This is a genomic window from Pseudomonas sp. M2, assembly GCF_015751845.1.
Taxonomy (GTDB): domain Bacteria; phylum Pseudomonadota; class Gammaproteobacteria; order Pseudomonadales; family Pseudomonadaceae; genus Aquipseudomonas; species Aquipseudomonas putida_E.
The window spans coordinates 3303092-3323160 of record NZ_JADOUD010000001.1 but is presented as its reverse complement, the minus strand read 5'-3'; the positions used below and the strand labels follow the sequence as shown (position 1 = coordinate 3323160).

16 protein-coding genes are annotated in these 20069 nt (G+C 63.4%); 5 read left to right on the top strand and 11 right to left on the bottom strand.

The window, feature by feature from the left end:
* Positions 1 to 39: 39 nt before the first annotated feature.
* Positions 40 to 2205: a DUF1631 domain-containing protein gene (locus IWW33_RS15430; RefSeq protein ID WP_174141581.1), complete on the bottom strand. Its 2166-nt coding sequence runs from the start codon at positions 2203 to 2205 to the stop codon at positions 40 to 42.
* Positions 2206 to 2448: 243 nt separating this feature from the next.
* On the opposite strand from IWW33_RS15430, the gene nadC reads away from it, so the two are divergent.
* Positions 2449 to 3297: a carboxylating nicotinate-nucleotide diphosphorylase gene (nadC, locus tag IWW33_RS15425; RefSeq protein ID WP_046784526.1), complete on the top strand. Its 849-nt coding sequence runs from the start codon at positions 2449 to 2451 to the stop codon at positions 3295 to 3297.
* Between the two features lie 74 nt (positions 3298 to 3371).
* On the opposite strand, the gene trxB is transcribed toward nadC, so the two are convergent.
* The gene (trxB, locus tag IWW33_RS15420) at positions 3372 to 4334 is read right to left on the bottom strand and encodes a thioredoxin-disulfide reductase (protein WP_003247318.1); all 963 of its coding nucleotides are present in this window, start codon (positions 4332 to 4334) and stop codon (positions 3372 to 3374) included.
* Between the two features lie 329 nt (positions 4335 to 4663).
* On the opposite strand from trxB, the gene cysZ reads away from it, so the two are divergent.
* Positions 4664 to 5392, top strand: coding sequence for a sulfate transporter CysZ (gene cysZ / locus IWW33_RS15415; RefSeq protein WP_012316215.1), 729 nt, complete (start codon positions 4664 to 4666; stop codon positions 5390 to 5392).
* A 102-nt stretch (positions 5393 to 5494) separates the two neighbouring features.
* Here cysZ and IWW33_RS15410 read toward each other — a convergent pair whose 3' ends face one another.
* On the bottom strand, positions 5495 to 6811 hold the full coding sequence (locus IWW33_RS15410) for a PAS domain-containing methyl-accepting chemotaxis protein (RefSeq protein ID WP_115273882.1): 1317 nt from the start codon (positions 6809 to 6811) through the stop codon (positions 5495 to 5497).
* 174 nt (positions 6812 to 6985) lie between these two features.
* Between IWW33_RS15410 and IWW33_RS15405 the strand changes: the two genes are divergently transcribed.
* Positions 6986 to 8200, top strand: coding sequence for a glycosyltransferase family 1 protein (locus tag IWW33_RS15405; RefSeq protein WP_119687763.1), 1215 nt, complete (start codon positions 6986 to 6988; stop codon positions 8198 to 8200).
* On the opposite strand, the gene IWW33_RS15400 is transcribed toward IWW33_RS15405, so the two are convergent.
* From IWW33_RS15400 to IWW33_RS15390, 3 genes are all read right to left on the bottom strand, one after another.
* Positions 8169 to 9272 carry an NADH:flavin oxidoreductase gene (locus IWW33_RS15400; RefSeq protein ID WP_174141582.1) on the bottom strand — a complete coding sequence of 368 codons (1104 nt, stop codon included), beginning with the start codon at positions 9270 to 9272 and terminating at the stop codon, positions 8169 to 8171. The two genes, IWW33_RS15405 and IWW33_RS15400, sit on opposite strands and share 32 nt — an antisense overlap.
* 124 nt (positions 9273 to 9396) lie before the next feature.
* Complete coding sequence (locus IWW33_RS15395) at positions 9397 to 9879, bottom strand: glutathione peroxidase (RefSeq protein ID WP_046784531.1); 483 nt, start codon at positions 9877 to 9879, stop codon at positions 9397 to 9399.
* 141 nt (positions 9880 to 10020) lie between these two features.
* Positions 10021 to 10506 (bottom strand): peptidylprolyl isomerase, encoded by a 486-nt coding sequence (locus IWW33_RS15390; RefSeq protein ID WP_012316220.1) that lies wholly within the window; start codon positions 10504 to 10506, stop codon positions 10021 to 10023.
* Between IWW33_RS15390 and IWW33_RS15385 the strand changes: the two genes are divergently transcribed.
* Together IWW33_RS15385 and pta are read left to right on the top strand one after the other, a co-directional pair.
* Positions 10505 to 10807 (top strand): DUF3565 domain-containing protein, encoded by a 303-nt coding sequence (locus tag IWW33_RS15385; RefSeq protein ID WP_080952066.1) that lies wholly within the window; start codon positions 10505 to 10507, stop codon positions 10805 to 10807. The genes IWW33_RS15390 and IWW33_RS15385 overlap by 2 nt on opposite strands.
* Before the next feature lie 31 nt (positions 10808 to 10838).
* Positions 10839 to 12926, top strand: a complete 2088-nt coding sequence (pta, locus tag IWW33_RS15380; RefSeq protein ID WP_046784533.1) for a phosphate acetyltransferase — start codon at positions 10839 to 10841, stop codon at positions 12924 to 12926.
* A 121-nt stretch (positions 12927 to 13047) separates the two neighbouring features.
* Here pta and IWW33_RS15375 read toward each other — a convergent pair whose 3' ends face one another.
* From IWW33_RS15375 to IWW33_RS15355, 5 genes are all read right to left on the bottom strand, one after another.
* Complete coding sequence (locus IWW33_RS15375) at positions 13048 to 13770, bottom strand: OmpA family protein (protein ID WP_012316222.1); 723 nt, start codon at positions 13768 to 13770, stop codon at positions 13048 to 13050.
* 109 nt (positions 13771 to 13879) lie between these two features.
* Positions 13880 to 14524 carry an MBL fold metallo-hydrolase gene (locus tag IWW33_RS15370; protein WP_046784534.1) on the bottom strand — a complete coding sequence of 215 codons (645 nt, stop codon included), beginning with the start codon at positions 14522 to 14524 and terminating at the stop codon, positions 13880 to 13882.
* A gap of 116 nt (positions 14525 to 14640) precedes the next feature.
* Positions 14641 to 15333 carry a HAMP domain-containing sensor histidine kinase gene (locus tag IWW33_RS15365; protein ID WP_046784535.1) on the bottom strand — a complete coding sequence of 231 codons (693 nt, stop codon included), beginning with the start codon at positions 15331 to 15333 and terminating at the stop codon, positions 14641 to 14643.
* Positions 15330 to 16937 (bottom strand): tetratricopeptide repeat-containing response regulator, encoded by a 1608-nt coding sequence (locus tag IWW33_RS15360; protein WP_046784536.1) that lies wholly within the window; start codon positions 16935 to 16937, stop codon positions 15330 to 15332. The genes IWW33_RS15365 and IWW33_RS15360 overlap by 4 nt, the downstream gene beginning before the upstream one ends.
* 159 nt (positions 16938 to 17096) lie before the next feature.
* Positions 17097 to 19814: a LuxR C-terminal-related transcriptional regulator gene (locus IWW33_RS15355; RefSeq protein WP_046784537.1), complete on the bottom strand. Its 2718-nt coding sequence runs from the start codon at positions 19812 to 19814 to the stop codon at positions 17097 to 17099.
* Positions 19815 to 20069: the final 255 nt, after the last annotated feature.

The following is a 20069-nucleotide window of genomic DNA, read 5'->3' as shown; positions in this document are numbered from 1 at the left end:
GCCAGTATCGCGCTTTGCATGTGAATCTGCAGTAGCAGGTCAATGAACCTGCTGCTGGCGCAAGCTTTCCAGCACGGTCTCCAGCGCCCGCTCGAAAAGCAGGCCATCGTCCAGCAGCCGCACCTCACCAAGGCGCAGTGCTTGGGCGAGGCCCAGCATGTTCCACTCGCGGACCTTCATCCCGGTGCGGTTGGCGAATACCAGGCGGTCACTGCTGTCGATACGCGCCACCAGTTTGCAGCGCAACGGCTCGTCATCGTCGAGCACTTCTATCCAGGCGCCGATGCGCAGGCGCTGTACCGCGCGCAGTTGTGCGGCTTGCTCGTCGTGCGGGTGCAGCGGCGCACAAGCGGGCTCTTCGGCCATGGCCAGCACGATGTCCTCCGCCACCAGCACTTCGGCCAGAGCCTGATCGCCTGGAGTAGGAGGTAGCTCGCCCCCTGCGCAGGCACGCAGGTGCAGTTGCTCGAGTTGCTGGAAAAAGTCGCGGGTCGCCTGCGAGTCCAGCGCCACGCCGGCCAAACCCTCACGCAATGCCTTGAGCAGGCCGGGCACTTGCTGCAGCAGGGCCTGCGGATCACGCCGGGGAATGATGCTGGCAAGCAATGTGTCCATGGTCGCTAGGGCGTTGATCCACGCCGAAGAGCCCTCACCCTGTTTGAGCCATGCCAGCAGCAGCACCTGGCTCCAGGCTTGCACCAGCATCTGCACGACCGCTTGAGGCAGCACCCGGCCGCGCAAGCGCTGGTTGAGTACCTGTTGCACCTGCTGGCGAGCCTGCACGGCGCGCGCACGCCCTTCTTCGGCATCGCGGGTGCGTTGCTCGAGCAGTTCGTTGCGCCGCCGTTCATCCTGGCTGAAGGCCATGAAGTCCTCCAGCAGTTCGGCGAACAGGGCCGAGTCCTCGGTGAAGTCATTGAGCAGACGCTGGACGATGCGCCCTACACGCAGGTGCAGGCTGTCACGCAGGCCTTCGCTACCGGTTTCCCAGCCGATCGAGGCTGCAGCGATCTCATTGAGCAAGCGCCGAGCAGGGTGGCTGGCGCGGCTGAACAGCCCTTTGTCGAGCAATGCCACCTTGAGCAACGGGATGTGCAGGCGGGCAATCAGCGCCCGCAGGCTGTACGGCAGGTTGTCATCGGCCTGGATGTAGTCGAACAGCAGGCCGACCAGGCTGATCATGTCTATGTCGGCCGTGGCAATACGCCGGCGGGTGCCACTGCGCACGCTAACCCGCAACAGCAACTGTTCGAGCTGCTGGCCAAGGTCGAAATCGTCTTCGTCGAAGGTGGCCGGCACATAGTGCTGCAAATGCGTGAGCAGGCGCAGCAGGTCGGCGGTGCTTATCGGCTGGGCTGTGGCAATGGATTGCAAGCGTGGCGCGATCCTGCCGCGGGCCGGTGCCAGCAGCCCTTGCACCGAGGTGAAGAAAGCCTGGCCGGCACTGTCCGCGCCGATGGCCTCGTCAGGCCCCAGGCTGGCCGGCGTCCGCCGCGAGCTCAGGCGACAGTCCTCGGCACGCCGGCGCGGCGCAGGCGGCAGCTCTGCCAGCACGCCGGCAGCGGCCAGCAACTGGTTGGCTTCGCCATAGAGCACGTCGGTATCACGCAGCACGTAACGTTCGAACAACTTCAGCAGGACCAGTTTGACCCGCAGGCCAACACCCAGGTTACGCCCGGCATCAAGGAAGTAGCCACACAATGCGCCAGGCGCCAGGGGGCTTTTTTGCAGGTCCAGCGTACATTCGAGCAGGGCCTGCAAACGCAGGGTCAACTGCTCCAGGGCAATTGCGTCGCGCGACAGCACGCGCGCAACCATACCCTCGACGGTCGCTGCCCGCTCCTGTTGCGCCTTGTTTTTCGGGTGATCGGTAATGGCCACGAAGCCCAGTGGCTCGGCCTCACCTATGCGGGCGAACCTCTCGTAGAACCTGTCGAGAAAGCCGCGCTCGATGCTCTTGCGCTTGAGGCGCAAGTCGCGCATGGCCTCGAAATACAGGTTCTGATCGAAACGGTCAGCAGCCTTCTCGGCCATTTCAAAGAGGGTATCGTCAGCGTTGTCGAACAAAGCCTGCAAGCCCTGGCGCAATTGCAGGGCCGCCTTGTCGCGCACCTGCAGCAACAGCATCGGCAGGCAAGGCAAGGGCGTGCGCGCACCTCGATCGATGGCGGCCGCCAGGGGCACCACCTTGCCTTCTTTATGCATCCCGAACTCCTTGCTGGGCGACGTGTTCGATAAAAGTGAAAAATCGTCAAAGCTATGACGCCAAATACTGGGCGCCATTATCGGTAAAAATGCCGATACCTGCCAGCACCTCTTCACTCGCCGGTAAATGACTGTATTTTTTGCCAAATGCTCACTCGGCCTGACCAAAGGTCAGGTGCAAGCCGGCTGTAAACAGCGGCCCCCTGCCCTATAATCGCCGGCAACTTGCTTGTGGAGCCGACCATGCCGAACCTACGCCTTGCCGACCTGACCGCCGAGATCGAAGCCAACGTGCGCCGCGCCCTGCTGGAGGACATCGGCAGCGGCGACATCACCGCGCAGCTGATTCCGGCCGAGCGCCTGGCCAAGGCCACCATCATCACCCGCGAAGATTGCGTGATTGCAGGCACCGCCTGGGTCGATGCCGTGTTCCGTCAACTCGACCCGCGTGTGGCGGTGCACTGGCAGGTGGCCGATGGTGACCGGGCCACGGCCAACCAGGTGCTGTTCCACCTCGAAGGCCCGGCACGTTCACTGCTCAGCGGCGAGCGCAGTGCGCTTAACTTCCTGCAGATGTTGTCGGGCGTGGCCACACGTGCCCGTGCGCTCGCCGACCTGGTTGAAGGTACCCGGGTGCAACTGCTCGATACCCGCAAGACACTGCCCGGCCTGCGCCTGGCACAAAAATATGCAGTGACCTGCGGCGGCTGCCACAACCATCGCATCGGCCTGTTCGATGCCTTCCTGATCAAGGAAAACCATATTGCCGCCAGCGGCGGTGTGCCCGAAGCAGTAGCGGCAGCCCACCGCATTGCTCCGGGCAAGCCGGTGGAAATCGAGGTGGAAAGCCTGGATGAACTGCGCCAGGCGTTGAGCGCCGGTGCCGACATCATCATGCTCGACGAGCTGAGCCTGGACGAAATGGGCGAAGCGGTACGCATTACCGCTGGCAAAGCCAAGCTGGAGGCCAGTGGCGGGGTGACCGAAAGCACCCTGCGGGTGATTGCCGAGACTGGGGTGGACTACATCTCCATTGGTGCGATGACCAAGGATGTGAAGGCCGTCGACCTGTCGATGCGCCTGAGCCTCTGAAACGGGCGAAACCTGCACAAAACCCAAGACACAAAAAAACCGGCCAGATGGCCGGTTTTTTTGTGCGCTGCGGATCAGAACGAGGCGTTGGCCAGGCCGTCCAGGTAGCGCTCGACGTCCAGCGCCGCCATGCAGCCGGCACCAGCAGAGGTGATCGCCTGACGGTAAACGTGGTCAGCCACGTCGCCTGCGGCAAACACGCCTTCGACATTGGTGGCGGTAGCGTTGCCTTCACGGCCGCCGTTGACCACCAGGTAGCCGTCCTTCAGGGTGAGCTGGCCTTCGAACAGCGAGGTGTTCGGCGTGTGGCCGATGGCGATGAACACGCCGTCGACCTTGATTTCGTCGCTGCTGCCATCGTTGTTCTTCAGGCGCGCACCGGTCACACCCATGTTGTCACCCAGCACTTCGTCCAGGGTAGCGTTGAGCTTGAGCTCGATCTTGCCTTCGGCGACACGGGCGTTGAGCTTGTCGACCAGGATCTTTTCGGCGCGGAACGTTTCGCGGCGGTGCACCAGGGTTACCTTGCTGGCGATATTGGCCAGGTACAGCGCCTCTTCAACGGCAGTGTTGCCGCCGCCGACCACAGCCACCGGCTTGTTGCGGTAGAAGAAGCCGTCGCAGGTAGCGCAGGCCGACACACCCTTGCCCATGAAGGTTTCTTCCGAGGGCAGGCCCAGGTATCGCGCGCTGGCACCGGTGGCGATGATCAGTGCATCGCAAGTGTACTTGCCGCTGTCACCCTGCAGGGTGAAGGGCTTGTTGGCCAGGTCGACGGCGTTGATGTGGTCGAAGACGATCTCGGTCTCGAAACGCTCGGCGTGTTCCTGCATGCGCTGCATCAGCGCCGGGCCGGTCAGGCCATGGGGGTCGCCAGGCCAGTTGTCGACTTCGGTGGTGGTGGTCAGTTGACCGCCGGCCTGCATGCCGGTGATCAGCAGCGGCTTGAGGTTGGCGCGGGCGGCGTACACCGCGGCACTGTAACCGGCAGGGCCGGAACCGAGGATGATGACGCGCGAATGACGTACTTCAGACATGTCGAACTCCTGTCGAGCGGGCCTCAGGGGCCGGCATCGGTATACCGGCTGCGCCAGCTGAAATTAAAAAGGACCCACGCAGCACTTGGGGAAGGCTACAACGCGCAGGTCCGAAACCTGAAAGTTGAGCGCACTGTAGCGAGGTGGCAGAGATTAAGGAAATATCCTTCGACAATCCACCTCATAGGCATCCTCTATACGTCAATTTCTCCTATGGAAAAGGCCGTGGTGCTTTTGTTACAGGCAGTTTCCCATCCTCTGCCCGCCTTTCGTCGGCGCGGCAAAGCCGGTAAGGTCAGCGCGTTTTCCCTTCTCTGCGGAGCGTCTCGATGCAAGCCCCTGTCCTCTCTGGCCCCCAGTACCTGCGCGAAGGCCTGAAACTGGTGCTCAGCCCCAATCTGCGGTTGTTCGTACTGCTGCCGTTGGCGATCAACCTGCTGCTGTTCGGCGGCATGATCTACTTCGCCGGCCACCAGTTCGGCCTTTGGCTCGATGCCCTGATGCCAACCCTGCCGGACTGGCTGAGCTTCCTCAGCTACATCCTCTGGCCGCTGTTCGTCGCCTTGCTGGTATTGATGGTGTTTTTCACCTTCACCCTGGTGGCCAACATCATCGCCGCGCCTTTCAATGGTTTTCTGGCCGAAAAAGTCGAGGTGGTGGTACGTGGCGAGGACAACTTCCCGGCGTTCAGCTGGGGCGAGCTGGTGGCGATGGTGCCACGCACCTTCGGCCGCGAAATGCGCAAGCTTGGCTACTTTCTGCCACGGGCCATCGCGCTGTTCATCCTCTCGTTCATCCCGGTGGTGAACGTGATCGCAGCGCCGCTATGGCTGATCTTCGGTGTGTGGATGATGGCCATCCAGTACATCGACTACCCGGCGGACAACAACAAGATGAGCTGGCAGGATATGCTCGCCTGGCTGCGCCAGAAGCGCTGGCAAAGCCTGGGCTTTGGCGGCATCACCTACCTGGCGCTGATGGTGCCGGTGGTGAACGTACTGATGATGCCGGCTGCGGTAGCAGGGGCCACGCTGTTCTGGGTACGCGAGCGCAACTGATCCCCGGCCCGCATGCGCGGCCCGCCATAGGCGCGGCCTTGTGTCGCGAAAGGGCCGCAACGCGGCCCCAGCAACATGTGCATCACCGCCGAATCCAGGGCCTTACTGCCCCAACCGGCTGGAAAACTGCCCGACCGCATCCACAACTTTTTTCGCCCCTTCCTGAATCTCGACGATCACCCCACCGGTATCCGCCGCCAGCGCCAGCCCCTGTTCGGCCTGGCGCTTGCTGGTATCAATGATGTCCACCGCCGCCTGGGCCAGCTGCTCGTTCTGCTGCACCACCTTGGCGATCTCTTCGGTGGCGGTACTGGTACGTGAAGCCAGCTGGCGCACTTCGTCGGCCACCACGGCAAAGCCGCGCCCCTGCTCGCCCGCCCGGGCGGCCTCGATGGCCGCGTTGAGCGCCAGCAGGTTGGTCTGGCCGGCAATGTCGCTGATGGTCTTGATGATCGCGCCGATCACCTTGGACTGTTTGTCCAGCGCCTGGATGCCTTCTGCGGCTTCCTGCATCGACCCTTCCAGCCCACGCATCACCTCGACGGTCTGGGTCACCACATCGGTAGCCTTGTGCGCACTGCTGTCGGTTTCCAGCGAGGTGTTGTAGGCGATGTCGGCTGCCTGCGCCACGGCCTGCTCCTGATTGACCTGGTCGGTGATCACGGTGGCGAACTTCACCACCTTGTACAGCACATCATGGGCATCGATGATCGGGTTGTAGGAAGCCTCCAGCCACACCGTACGCCCATGGGCGTCGATCCGTTTGAACCGATCGGCCACGTATTCACCGCGGCGCAGCTTGTCCCAGAACGCCTGATAGCCCGCCGAATTGGCTTCTTCCGGCTCGCAGAACATACGGTGGTGTTTGCCGCGAATCTGCTCCAGGCTGTAGCCCACCGTTTGCAGAAAGCGGTCATTGGCAGTCAGCACCTGACCGTCGAGGTTGAATTCGATCACCGCGGTGGAGCGCATCAGTGCCTTGATCAGGCTTTCATGTTCGCGCGAGGTCTCGATGGTGCGGGTCAGGTCGCTGCAGTGCATGGAAAAATGCCTGATGCGCCCGTCACTGCCCTTGACCGGCTGCAGGATCGAGCGCAACCAGGCTTCTTCGCCGTTGCCACGCAGCAACCGGAAAGCACCGTTGAGGTGTTCGCCGCGGCTGATAGCGCTTTTCATGCGTTGGTAGAAATCGAGCTTCTTCACATGTTCCGGCACGATGTCTTCAATATTGCGCCCGATCAACTGCTCGCTGCGGTAAAGCATCTCTTTCTCGAAATTACCGTTGATCAGTTCGATACGCCCCTGGGGGTCGAGCTGAAGCACCAGCATTTCGCTGTCCAGGCTGTTCTTGATCTGCTCGATGGAATGAAGCTCCTCTCGCAGTTGCTGGATTTCTTTTTTGAGCTTGCTGTTGAACATCACCGCTCCCGGAGCGAGTCACCTGATCGAATGCATCTTCATCGGCTGCCTGGCAGGGCTCTTGAGTGCTGCACGAGGAAATATTCATCCCGCTGGAGCTGCCGGCAATCAGGCGTCATCGGCACGTCACAAGGCTGTCACATAAGCGCAACGCAGCAAGCGGAAACTTTTTTCATGAACACACCTGCCCTACGCATTACCCTCGTCAGTGAAACCTTCCCACCCGAAATCAACGGCGTGGCAAATACGCTCGGCCGACTTGGCGATGGCTTGCGGCAGCGTGGCCACCAGGTGGAGATCGTGCGGCCACGCCAGGCCGGTGAATTGCCTGCAGGCGACGATCAGGACCTTTTGCTGTGCCGCGGCTGGGGCCTGCCGGGCTACCCGGGGCTGCAATGGGGCGAAGTGTCGATGCACAAGCTGTTGAGGCGCTGGCGCCGGCAGCGCCCGGATGTGCTGTACATTGCCACGGAAGGCCCGCTGGGGCTCAGTGCGTTACGGGCGGCCCGGCGCCTGGGCATCGCCGTGGTCAGTGGTTTCCATACCAATTTCCCGCAGTATTGCGGCCGGTATGGCCTTGGCCTGCTGGCGCGGTTGCTCACCCATTACCTGCGTTGGTTCCATCGACGTACGGCCACCACCTTGGTGCCCAGCGCCAGCCAGAAGCTGGAACTGGAGCGGCGTGGCTTCGAACGCCTTACGTTGATGGCCCGTGGTGTCGATGCCTGCCTGTTCAACCCGGCCAGGCGCAGCCAGGCGTTGCGTGACGCCTGGGGGTTGGGCCCTGAAGACATCGCCGTACTGCACGTCGGGCGCCTGGCGGCGGAAAAGAATCTGGGGCTGCTACGGCCATGCCTGGACGCCCTGAAGAAGACTTATCCACACACGCGGCTGCGCTTGGTCGTGGTTGGCGACGGCCCGCAGCGTGCTGCTCTCGAACAGCAGCTGCCCGATGCGGTGTTCTGTGGCGCCCAGCGGGGTGAAGCACTGGCCGAGCACTATGCCAGCGGCGACCTGTTCCTGTTCCCCAGCCTGACCGAAACCTTTGGCAATGTAGTGCTCGAAGCCATGGCCTCGGGGCTGGCGGTAGTTGCCTATGATGAGGCCGCTGCCGCCCAGCATATCCGCCACGGGCACAGCGGAGCCCTGGCCATGCCCGGTGATCAGGTGGCGTTCATCGATGCGGCCTGCTGGCTGCTCGAAGAAAGCGAAACCCTGCGCCGGGTTCGCCTCAATGCCCGCCAGCATGCCAGCCGCCAAGGCTGGCCGGCGATCGTCGAGCAATTCGAGACGCATCTGTACAGCGCGTGCCTGGCAGCGCCTGCGGGTACCGAGCCTGCAGGCACCGCTCTGGCGGTCAAGCCAGGGTCGACAGCGCCTCGCGGCTGAACGGCAGCACCTGCGCTTCGCGGCCTTCGCGAACCTTCTGCGCCCATTCGGCATCCACCAGCAGTGCCCGACCTACGGCCACCAGGTCAAATTCCTCATCACCCAGGCGACGCAGCAAGCCTTCGAGGCTGGCGGGCTTGGCCACCTTGTCGGTATCGACCATGAACTGCAGGAACTCGCCATCGAGCCCGACGCTGCCCACCGTAATGGTCGGTTTGCCTGTCAGCTTGCGTGTCCACCCGGCGAGGTTCAGCTCGGAACCTTCGAACTCCGGCTCCCAGAACCGTCGCGTCGAGCAGTGAAAGATATCCACACCCGCATCGGACAGGGGCGTAAGGAAAGCGGCCAGTGCCTCAGGTGTTTCAACCAGGCGAGCGTTGTAGTCCTGCTGCTTCCATTGCGAAAAGCGCAAGATGATCGGGAAGTCAGGGCCCACAGCGGCGCGCACGGCCTGGATCAGCTCGATGGCAAAGCGCGAGCGGCCCGCCAGGTCGCCGCCGTACTCATCTTCGCGACGGTTGCTGGCGGCCCAGAAGAACTGGTCGATCAGATAGCCGTGGGCGCCATGGATCTCCACGCCGTCCATGCCAATGGCCTGGGCATCGCGTGCTGCAGCGGCGAACGCGGCGATCACCTCACGGATATCGCCCTGTGTCATGCCGTGCACCAGCACCTGCCCATCCTTGACCTTTTCGCTTGGCCCATAGCCCGGCACTCCGGCGTCAGGTTCGGTGCCCAGGCGGCGTACCGCGCCCACATGCCACAGCTGCGGGACAATACGCCCACCTTCGGCATGGACCGCATCGACTACTCGCTTCCAACCGGCCAAGGCGTCTTCCCCATGAAAACGCGGGACATTGGCATAGCCGTTGGCGGCCTTGTGTTCGACCGTTGTGCCTTCGGTGATGATCAGGCCCACACCTGCGGCGGCGCGGCGGCGGTAGTACTCGACCATGCCATCATGGGGTGCGCCGCCGGGGCAGAAGGTACGGGTCATCGGCGCCATGACGACGCGGGTCGGCAACTCGAGCGCGCCGAGGATGAAAGGCTTGAAAAGAGGGTTGGTGGGCATTGGGCGCTTCCGTCTGGGTGAGGAAATACGCCTGAGGTTAGGGCCAGTGGAAGGCGTGGCCCAGCATTATTGATCGGGGTGATTCTGCGGTATCGCTGGGGGCGCGAAGCGGCCCCAGGGATAGTCAGCCCAACGCTTTCTCGATGGCTTGCACCACGGTTGGATCATCCGGCGCTGTACGCGGCGCGAAGCGCGCCAGCACCCGCCCGTCCTTGCCCACCAGAAACTTCTCGAAGTTCCAGCTGATATCGCCAGGAAACTCGGCGCCCTCACCCGCCAGCAGGCGGTACAGCGAATGGCGCTGCGGCCCGTTGACCTCCAGCTTTGCCCCCAGCGGGAAGCTCACGCCATAGTTTAGGCTGCAGAACTCCTGGATTTCCTTCTCGCTGCCGGGCTCCTGGCCCGCGAACTGGTTGCAGGGCAGGCCAAGCACGTTGAAGCCTTTACCCTTGAACTGCTGTTGCAGCTTTTCCAGCGAAGCGTATTGCGGCGTCAGGCCACACTTGGAGGCGACATTGACCACCAGCACTACCTGGCCCTTGAATGGTGCCAAGGGCAGGTCCTGGCCGTTCAGCGCCTTCAACGTCAGGTCGTGAAATGCACTCATGTTGAATCCCCTCTCAGGTTCCCGGTTGCCGCTGGGGCGAACAGCGCCCACTAAAAAGGCGCTCATCCAAGCCGTGCACCTCCCGGGAGGTTTGTCGGCTTGTCCGAGCGCCTGGCGACTTTCTGAGTTTAGCGCAGAAAATCAGTGGTGATGGCCACCTTCGCCGTGGACGTGACGGTGAGCGATTTCTTCTTCGCTGGCATCACGCACGTTGACGACCTTGACCTGGAAGGTCAGACGCTGGCCGGCCAGCGGGTGGTTGCCGTCGACAGTCACGTCGTCGCCGTCCAGGTCGCGGATGGTGACGATCTGCATCTGGCCGTCCGGTGCCGAAGCGTGGAACTGCATGCCCACTTCCAGCTCGTCGACACCCTCGAACATGCTGCGGTTCAGGGTGCTGACCAGTTCGGCCAGGTACTCGCCGTAGGCCTCTTCAGGCTCGATGCTGACGTTCAGTTCGTCGCCAGCCTGTTTGCCTTCCAGGGCTTTTTCCAGGCCCGGGATGATGTTGGCGTGACCGTGCAGGTAGACCAGCGGCGCGCCACCGGCGGAGCTGTCGATGGTCTCCCCGGCGTCGTTGGTCAGGGTATAGTCGATGGAGACTGCCTTGTTGGCGGCGATCAGCATGGGGCAAGACCTTTTGCAAAAGAATGTAGAGCGCACAAGTGTAACCAACGCATCGCCCGATTGCGAACGCAGCGCGGCTGCGGGAAGACCCATCAGTCGGATCATGGGCTTTCACCAGGACACCGAAGGCCACTGGGTGGTCGACCTGTCTTGCGGCCACACCCAGCACCTGCGCCACCAGCCACCGTGGCAGGCGCGCCCGTGGGTGCTCGACCCCCGCCAGCGTGCGCTGCGAATTGGCCAGGCTTTCGCCTGTGGCTGGTGTGCACAAGCGGCCGATAGCGATACCCTTGGCCGTTGATTCCTTGCAACGCTTATTCCGAGAAGCACGCATGCAAACATTTTTCATTGCGCCGACCGACTTTGGTGTCGGCCTGACTTCCATCAGCCTCGGCCTGGTGCGGACTTTGGAACGCGCCGGGCTCAAGGTCGGCTTTTTCAAGCCGATCGCCCAGCCCCACCCCGGGGATACCGGCCCGGAACGCTCCAGCGAACTGGTCGCACGCACCCACGGTATCAAACCGCCAATGCCGCTGAGCCTTGCCCAGGTCGAGCGCATGCTCGGCGATGGCCAGCTGGACGAACTGCTCGAAGAAATCATCCGCCTTTACCAGCAGGCTTGCGTGGGCAATGACGTGGTGGTGGTCGAAGGCATGGTGCCAACCCGCCACGCCAGCTACGCAGCGCGAGTCAACCTGCACCTGGCCAAAAGCCTGGATGCCGAAGTGATCCTGGTGTCGGCACCGGAAAACGAAGTGCTCAGCGAACTGTCCGGGCGGGTCGAGCTGCAGGCTCAACTGTTCGGTGGCCCGCGCGACCCGAAAGTGCTCGGGGTGATCCTCAACAAGGTCCGCACCGACGAAAGCATGGCCGAGTTCGCCGCTCGCCTGCGCGAGCACTCGCCGCTGCTGCGCGGCAACGACTTCAAGCTGCTCGGCTGCATCCCCTACCAATCCGAACTCAACGCCCCGCGCACCCGCGATGTGGCTGACCTGCTTGGCGCCCAGGTGATCAACGCCGGTGACTACGAGCAACGGCGCATGAACAAGATCATCATCTGTGCACGCACCGTGGCCAACACCGTGCCGCTGCTTACCCCTGGCACCCTGGTGGTGACCCCGGGCGACCGCGACGACATCATCCTGGCGGTGAGCCTGGCCGCAATCAATGGCGTGCCGCTGGCCGGCCTGTTACTGACCAGCGACAGCAAGCCCGATGCACGCATCCTCGGTTTGTGCCGCGGCGCCCTGCAGGCGGGCCTACCGATCCTCTCGGTCAGCACCGGTTCGTACGACACGGCCAACCAGCTCAACTCGCTCAACCGCGAGATCCCGGTGGACGACCGTGAGCGCGCCGAATTCATCACCGATTTTGTCGCCAGCCACCTCGACGCTGCATGGCTGCACCAGCGCTGCGGTACGCCGCGTGAGTTGCGCCTGTCGCCTGCGGTGTTCCGCTACCAACTGATACAGCGGGCGCAGCAGGCCAACAAACGCATTGTCCTGCCCGAAGGCGCCGAGCCATTGCTGGTGCAGGCGGCTGCGATCTGCCAGGCACGCGGCATCGCACGGTGCGTGCTGCTGGCCAAGCCCGAGGAAGTCGAAGCGGTGGCCCGTGCGCAGGGGATCACCCTGCCGGCGGACCTGGAAATCCTTGACCCTGAGCTGATTCGCGGGCGCTATGTCGAGCCGATGGTCGACCTGCGCAAAAGCAAGAACCTCAATGCGCCGATGGCTGAGCAACAGCTGGAAGACCCGGTGGTGATCGGCACCATGATGCTTGCGCTGGACGAGGTCGACGGCCTGGTCTCCGGCCTGGTGCACTCCACCGCCAACACCATCCGCCCTGCCCTGCAGTTGATCAAGACTGCGCCAGGCGCCAGCCTGGTATCTTCGGTCTTTTTCATGCTGTTCCCCGAGCAGGTGCTGGTGTATGGCGACTGCGTGATGAACCCGCACCCCAGCGCCAGCGAGCTGGCTGAAATCGCGCGGCAGAGCGCCGAATCGGCGCAAGCCTTCGGCATCGCGCCACGGGTGGCGATGATCAGCTATTCAAGTGACTCGGCGAGCGACGAAGAAGTCGAGAAAGTGCGCGAAGCAACGCGCCTGGCGCAGGAAGCCGAGCGGGGCCTTGTGATTGACGGCCCGCTGCAGTACGACGCTGCCGCCAACCCGGCAATCGCCCGCCAGTTGGCGCCCAACAGCCAAGTGGCCGGGCGCGCCACGGTGTTCGTGTTCCCTGACCTGAACACCGGCAACACCACCCACAAGGCGGTGCAGCGCAGTACCGATGGGGTCAGCCTGGGGCCGATGCTGCAAGGGCTGCGCAAACCGGTGAACGACTTGCCGCGCGGCGCCCAGGTGGACGATATCGTGCACACGATCGCGCTTACAGCCATACAGGCCAGCGTGGTGCGTTGAAACCTGGGGCTGCTGTGCAGCCCAATCGCCGGCAAGCCGGCTCCCACCGGGATGTGTGGCGCTTGCGATCCCGGTGGGAGCCGGCTTGCCGGCGATTGGGCCGCACAGCGGCCCTCATGGTTTACGGATACTGCTGCACCTGACCCTGCTGATCATACTGCTGGCCGGGAATAGGCTTGAGGTTGACCTCGACGCGACGGTTCTGCGCCCGGCCATTGGCATCGGCGTTGCTGGCAATCGGCTGGTCCGGCCCCATACCGCGCACCGACACGCGCGAGGCGTCCACGCCTTGCGAGGTCAGGTAGGCGCTCACTGCCTGGGCACGGCGCTGCGACAGGTCCATGTTGTGCTGGCGGCTGCCGGTGCTGTCGGTGAAGCCCACCACTTCGATGGTGTTCTGGTTGAACTGTTTGAACGAGGTCGCCAGGTTGTTCAGCGGCGAGTAGAAGCTCGGGGCGATGTTCGCCGAATCGGTGGCGAACGTGATGTTGCCCGGCATGATCAGCTTGATCTGGTCACCCTGGCGCTGTACTTCGACACCGGTGTTGGCCATCTGGGCACGCAGTTCGGCTTCCTGTTTGTCGGCGTAGTAACCGTAACCGGCAGCGGCAGCACCTACCGCAGCGGCGCCAATCAGCGCGCCCTTGCCACGGTTGTCGTGGTCGATGGCGGCACCGGCGATGGCGCCGGCCAGCGCACCCAGGCCGCCGTACTTGGCGGTCTTGCTCATCCCGGTCGACCCACCCTGCGCCTGACCTTGGCTGTCGTAGGGGTTCTGGCCGGCACAGCCGGTCATCAGGGCTGCAGCGGTTGCGACGATAATCAGGCGACGCATGGTGAACATGGACAAGCTCCTACAAGAATTCGTGTGTGCGGCAAATCATGAATGCATTTATGCCAGCCTTGGATCGCGCTTGGGCGAAAAAATTCCATGACAGGCTGTTTATGCCGGCTCAGGCCCGCACGAAGGGGTTCTCGCGCATTTCGTCACCCAGTCGGGTATCAGGGCCGTGGCCGGTGACCACGATTGCATCCTCATCCAGACGATACAGCCGCTCCTTGATCGAGCGAACGATAGCCCGCTGATCGCCGCCCCACAAATCGGTGCGGCCAATGCCGCGTCGGAACAGGGTGTCACCGGCAACCAACAGCTTGGCGTCAGCGAACCAGAAGCTCATCGAACCCGGCGTATGCCCAGGCGTGTGCAACGCCACGCCACAGCCGCAGGCCAGCGCTTCATCGTCACCCAGCCAGCGGTCTGGTGGGGGCACCGGGGTATAAGGGACGCCGAACATCTGGCACTGCATCTCCAGGTTGTCCCACAGCACCTGGTCGTCCTTGTGCAGGTGCAAGGTCGCACCAGTGAGCTCCTTGAGCTTGCCCGAGGCGAGGAAATGATCGAAGTGCGCATGGGTGTGGATGATGCTCACCAAGGTCAGGCCGTGGGCCTGCAGGCGGGCGAGGATCTTGTCCGGGTCACCACCCGGGTCGACGACGATGGCCTTTTTGGTAAGCGGGTCGCCGATCAGGGTGCAGTTGCACTGCAAAGGCCCGACGGGGAAGGTTTCGCGGATGAGGGTGGTTGGGGCAGTGTTCATGGGGACTCCTGACGACTGCCTGGATGTTATCGTTGCCCGCCCCAGGGAGGCAATTATGCGGTTTTGTCGAGGATGGAGTGCTTGCCTGGAAATTTTCAGGGCCTATGAAATCGAGCCTAAGGCAGATACAACCTGAACAAGCCTCCGCCAAGCGCGCCACCATTGGCGATCTCGATTCGCCCGCGCACGCCATCGCGCTCATGCAGCGCAGCGATGCGCGCCGCGAAATAAAGGCCAAGCCCGGTGCTGCCGCTCTGCGCATCGATGCCCTGTACATAATCCTGCTGCCGCTCGAGCATGCGCGCCGGGTAGCCTGGGCCGTCATCGTTGACGCTGATCACCAATTGCTCGTTCTCTTGCGCGATGCTGATCAACAGCGCATGCCCGGCATAGCGGGTGGCGTTGGTGATCACATTGGCGATCACCGAGGCGACCAGTTCCCGATCGAAGAAACCCAGCGGATTTTCGCTGTCGATGCGCCAGGTGGCGAGGATATCGTTGTGCTCAAGCACTTGCTGATGAGCCGCCAGCTGCGCTTCGACGAAGTCGTCCAGCTCGTGATAGTCCGGGCACACCGGCAACTGGTTGACGCCCAGTTTGTACAGCCCCAGCATTTGCACCAGCATGCCATTGAGGTGGCGGAATTCGTGCTCGATCACGCCCAGCTCGGTGCCCCCGCGCAACTCCTCGGGCAGGCGCGCCAGCCACTGGTCGTGGGACTGGATCAGCGCTGACAACGAGTTTTTCAGGTCGTGCACGGTGGAGGCGATCACCGTGGAAAAATCCAGCCCCTGGTTGTCCTGGCTCATGCGCCGAACACCTTGATGTGCAGTTTGCGGTAGCGGTCATACCGGCTGTCGCTGGCAGGAATACCCGCGACGCTGGTCAGGCAGTTGCGACACTCCTGCAGGATTGCCGGCGGCGTGGCTTCGCCACCGATGCGCAACAGCGCCTGGGCAGTGTTGAGGGCAATGCTGATGTTCTTCGGTTGCAGTGACAGGGCCTTGCGGAACATCTGCAAGGCTTCATTGAGCTGCCCGGCCTGATAGCTGCGCACACCCTGGCGGTTGAGGTCGACAGCTTCGGTGACGGCGCCGAGCACCGTGGGGTCATCCGTCAGCTTGGCGACACTCTGCATGACCTTGGGGTCATCGCCGTAGGTTTCCACACAGCCTTTGAGGATGGTGCCGCCGGCACCTTCCTGGCCCAGCGCCTGCAGCTGTTTGGCCACGGTCAGGGCGGCTTCGACCGAGAAGAACTGATCCATCTTGTCCAGCCGCTGCAGGGCCTGCTCGGTAAGCTTGGCTGCAGTCTCTGCATCACCGGCCTGCTGCAGGCTGGCAGCTTTCATCAAGCGCGCACGCACTTGCAGGCCCTGATCCTCGACATTGTCCTTGGCCACCTCGCTGAGCACGGTATTGATCTCGACCCGGGTACGTGCATCCAGGCCGAAGCCGGCGTTCTTGTTCATCAATGCCTCGACCAGCCCAAGGTTGCTCTCCGCATCCTTGTAGCGCGAGCTCTGGCCCTGGTTCACCGCATGGCGAAACGCCTTCGAGGCGCTTTCGAAGTCTTCGTTGTCCAGCGCCAGTTTGCCCAGCGCGGCCTGGCGCCTCACCGCCAGGGGTGAAAGGCGCACGGCTTCTTCAAGCATGTTTTGCGCGCGCTTGGTCTCACCCTGGGCCACCAGCACGTCGGCCATGCCGTCGTACAGGCTCGGCATGATTGGAAACGCCTTGAGCGCCTGCTCATAAACGCCCTGGGCCTGCGCGTGCTGACCCCGTTTGTGCATCAGGCTGCCCAGCGCCGCATACACCCACGGCTGCGGGCGGCTGGCGAGAATGCCCTTGAGGAACTTTTCCAGCTCATCGAAGCGGTTCAGGTCTCGCAGGGCATCGGCCCGATAACGCAGGCACAGGGGCGCGAAACGCGGGTCCTTCTTGCACAGCTCGGCGCACGCAGCCAGCACTTCGGCCGGGCGGCCACGGTCCAGGGCCTGCAGGATCGGCTTGAGCAAGGTCTTGCGCTGCGTCAGCTTGTCGAGGCGCTGGGCCAGGCCCACCCGGTTGAACGGTTTGGTCAGGTAGGCATCGGGCTCGTGCTCCAGGGCGCTGAGCACGATGGCCTGGCTGCTCTCGGCGGTCACCATGATGAACACGCACTCATGGCTGATCAGCTTGTCGAGGATCATGTCCTCCAGCACTTGCTGGCCGTTCTTCTTGCCATCCCCAAGGTGGAAATCCTGAAGAATGTAGTCATAGCGCTTTTGCCCGCACATGCGCAGGGCCTGCTCACCGCTGTCGGCAGTGTCGACGTCACGCACGCCCAGCTCGCGCAGCATGGAGCGCGTCGACGTGCGAAAGTCGGTGAAGTCATCGACGATCAGAAAGCTCTTTTGCCCGTACTGCAGCATCAACACGACCTGTATTGGATGATGGGAGGATGGCGTGCGGCGATGCATACCGCCGAAACGTGTATCGGCAGCCAGGCGTAAAAGATGAGGGCAGGCAGTGCTGCAGCGAGAGGCTGGCCTGGGCCGTTGTTTATCCGGCCAGGCCGCCAACGACCGGCATCAGGCCAGCAGGCCCAACGACTTGGCCCGTGCCACCGCCTGGGTACGCCGCTCCACCCCGAGCTTGCTGTTGATATGGCTGGCGTGGGTCTTGACGGTGTGCAGCGAGATGAACAGGCGCTCGCTGATCTGCTGGTTCGAGCAGCCTTGGGCGATCAATTCCAGCACTGCCAGCTCACGACCACTGAGCGCCTCGCACGTGCCGCTGCTCGGCGCGGCCTGCTCGGGCAGACGAGCCAGCAGCTCGACCTGGACCTTGCAGGCAGGACGTGCGAGCAACTGCTCGCGAAGCCACAGCGGGTGCAGCTCGATCAACCGCTGAAACGGCTGCATCACCCCGCCCTGGGCCGCTGCCAGAGCCATGGGCAAGCGCTCGGCAGCCTGCGCCTCGCCACCGTGCTCCAAGGACAAGGTGATCCACTGGCACAGCGCGCTCAAGGTCAGCATCATGCCACCGCCGGCCTGCCCGCGCTCGACCAGGCCGCGCAAGCGCGCAGCGGCATCCTCACTGCGGCCCTGGATGCGTTCGAGCAAGGCCTGCTGCAACTCGATGTGCAGCGCTAACAACGGGTGGAACTCCGGCGCCGCCGCAGGCTGCTCGCCACCGTAGGTCTGGCCCAGGCGCAGCAACCAGGACTCGGCCAGGTCGGTACGCCCCTGCGCCAGCCACAATTCGCACTTCACCAGCGTGATCATGGCCAGGTAGAAGATCGGCGGCACGTCCCAGATATGCATCAGCCTCTCGGCTTCGGCCAGTTCGGCGAAGGCGTCGGCGTAGCGCCCTTCACGCCCGTCGAGGGTAGCGATCACACAGTGGCCTATCAGCACGCTGATATCGCGACAGGCGCGCGCCTCGCCCAGCCCCGCACGCAAGCGCGCACGCCCTTGCGCAGGTTGCAGGCGCGTCACCAGCAGGTAGCCCTCGTACAACGTCAGCCGCGCGCGCACGGCATACAGCCGCTGGGCCGAAAGGCCCTGGAGGCGTTGCAGCCCCTGGCGCACCTCGTCCAGCGCGCGCAGCGCCTCGCCCCTGGCATGCAGCACCCGGGCACGGTCGTAGTGCGCCAAGGCTTCGAACAAGGGGTTGCCAACCCGCTGGGCCAACTCCAGCGCCTCGCGGTTCCAACCACGCGCCCGCCAGAAGTCGCCATCGGCAATGGCCAGGTTGGACAGCGTCGACAGGCACACCAGACGCTGCCCATAACGTTTGCACGGCAGGCTTTGCAGCGCCTCACCACAATAGGCCAGGGTGCGTTCGCGATCACCGCGGCCGCGCGCAATTACCCCGCTCAAGGCCAGCCACTGGGCCAGCATGGACCTTTGCGCGGTGGCTGAAGGCGCTGGCAAAAAGCGGCTGAGGTAGCTTGCCAGCTCTTCGGCTGCGTCCAATTGGCAGGCCAGGCCCAGCGCCCAGCTGTACAGCACGATCAGCCGGGGCGTACTGATCAGCAGGCTGTCGGGCAAGTCCATCTTCCAGCGCAGCAGCATGCCGACGTTCTGCTCGGCCAGCAGTTGCTCCTCCGACAGGCTCTGCACCAGGTCGGCGGCAACGTCCAGATGGCCAGCCCGCAGGGCTTGCTCCACCGCTTCGTCAAGCAGCCCCTGAGCCTGGAACCAACGGCAGGCACGCAGGTGCAGGCGCGCCTGCGGTTCATTGGACTGGCGGCTGCGCAACAGGTCGGAGAACAGGTGATGGTAGCGATACCAGTGCCCATGCTCGTCCAGCGGCACCAGAAACACCTGGTGCGCCTGCAGGTAACGAAGGATGGCCGCGCTGTCGTCGCGCTGACGCAGGGCATCGCACAACGCCGCGCAGAAGCGCTCCTGGCACGCAGTGTCGAACAGAAACGCCTGCACGTCCTCAGGCAGGATTTCGATGACTTCTTCCAGCAGGTAATCGCGGATCAAGCCTTCCCCGCCATGCAGGGCCTGTGGCAGCGCATGCTCGTCGCCGGACTCGCTCGCCGCCAGTTGCCAGAACCGCAACCCGGCAACCCAGCCGTCGCTGCGCTGGATCAGGTTGTCCAAGGCCTGGCCGCGCAGGCCTGTAGGCTGGCGACCAAGAACGGCCAGGGCCTCGTCGGGCGTCAGGCGCAGTTCCTGCTCGTTGATCTCGACCAGTTGCCGTGAGAGCCGCAGCCGCGCCAGGTGCCAGTCTGGCCGCTGGCGGCTGGTGACCAGCAACACCAAGCCGCCCGGCAAGTGGTTGAGAAAAAACTGCAGGCAGCGATCGAGCACCGGCCCCTGGGCCAGGTGATAGTCGTCCAGTACCAGCAGCAAGGGTGTATCGGCTTGCAGGTACAACGCCAATTCGTCGAGCAGGCCGTCGATCCATTCCTCGAACGCGAAGGGTTGGTGGCGCTGGCGCATTTTCAACAGGCCCATGGCTTGGCCGCCCAACGCCGGGCAGTACTGCTGCAGCCCCTCAAGCAAGCGTTCGAGAAAACGGCCCGGGTCAGCATCGCGCTGGCTGAGCCCAAGCCAGAGGCTGCGCCAATGGTCGGGCAGCGCCTCGCAGAATTCGATGGCAAGGGAGCTCTTGCCGAAGCCTGCCGGGGCATTGACCAGCAACAAACGGCCGCTGAGGCCGGCCTGCAAACGCTGGCACAGGCGCGCACGCGGCACGTGGCCGTGCGGCAGCGGTGGCCGGAAGAAACGCCCGTCCAGCAGGCCCACGGCCTGGCTGGCGACTCCATGCGTACGGGACAAATCAGTCATGGCCGGCTCGTTCTGGTTGGAAGACTACGGCGGTACGGATTGCTCCGAGACTAGCGGGTAACGCGGCGTATTTGAAGATGATGGGCGCAAATGGCCTGTAAAAGACTACGACAAAAAACGACAAGCCTGATGGACAGAGGGCTGGCGCGGGGTTTGGCGAGGTATTCACCCGTTTTATGACTGCGCCGGCCAGTACAACAAGGGGCTGGAACAGAAACGCCCCGGCAAGCCGGGGCGTTCTGGGAGTATCACAAG

Bases quoted from the DNA above. Each gene is read 5' to 3' on its own strand.
- IWW33_RS15430 (WP_174141581.1), bottom strand. From the start codon at position 2,205: ATGCATAAAGAAGGCAAGGTGGTGCCCCTGGCGGCCGCCATCGATCGA.
- nadC (WP_046784526.1), top strand. From the start codon at position 2,449: ATGCCGAACCTACGCCTTGCCGACCTGACCGCCGAGATCGAAGCCAAC.
- trxB (WP_003247318.1), bottom strand. From the start codon at position 4,334: ATGTCTGAAGTACGTCATTCGCGCGTCATCATCCTCGGTTCCGGCCCT.
- cysZ (WP_012316215.1), top strand. From the start codon at position 4,664: ATGCAAGCCCCTGTCCTCTCTGGCCCCCAGTACCTGCGCGAAGGCCTG.
- IWW33_RS15410 (WP_115273882.1), bottom strand. From the start codon at position 6,811: ATGTTCAACAGCAAGCTCAAAAAAGAAATCCAGCAACTGCGAGAGGAG.
- IWW33_RS15405 (WP_119687763.1), top strand. From the start codon at position 6,986: ATGAACACACCTGCCCTACGCATTACCCTCGTCAGTGAAACCTTCCCA.
- IWW33_RS15400 (WP_174141582.1), bottom strand. From the start codon at position 9,272: ATGCCCACCAACCCTCTTTTCAAGCCTTTCATCCTCGGCGCGCTCGAG.
- IWW33_RS15395 (WP_046784531.1), bottom strand. From the start codon at position 9,879: ATGAGTGCATTTCACGACCTGACGTTGAAGGCGCTGAACGGCCAGGAC.
- IWW33_RS15385 (WP_080952066.1), top strand. From the start codon at position 10,505: ATGGGGCAAGACCTTTTGCAAAAGAATGTAGAGCGCACAAGTGTAACC.
- IWW33_RS15390 (WP_012316220.1), bottom strand. From the start codon at position 10,506: ATGCTGATCGCCGCCAACAAGGCAGTCTCCATCGACTATACCCTGACC.
- pta (WP_046784533.1), top strand. From the start codon at position 10,839: ATGCAAACATTTTTCATTGCGCCGACCGACTTTGGTGTCGGCCTGACT.
- IWW33_RS15375 (WP_012316222.1), bottom strand. From the start codon at position 13,770: ATGTTCACCATGCGTCGCCTGATTATCGTCGCAACCGCTGCAGCCCTG.
- IWW33_RS15370 (WP_046784534.1), bottom strand. From the start codon at position 14,524: ATGAACACTGCCCCAACCACCCTCATCCGCGAAACCTTCCCCGTCGGG.
- IWW33_RS15365 (WP_046784535.1), bottom strand. From the start codon at position 15,333: ATGAGCCAGGACAACCAGGGGCTGGATTTTTCCACGGTGATCGCCTCC.
- IWW33_RS15360 (WP_046784536.1), bottom strand. From the start codon at position 16,937: ATGCTGCAGTACGGGCAAAAGAGCTTTCTGATCGTCGATGACTTCACC.
- IWW33_RS15355 (WP_046784537.1), bottom strand. From the start codon at position 19,814: ATGACTGATTTGTCCCGTACGCATGGAGTCGCCAGCCAGGCCGTGGGC.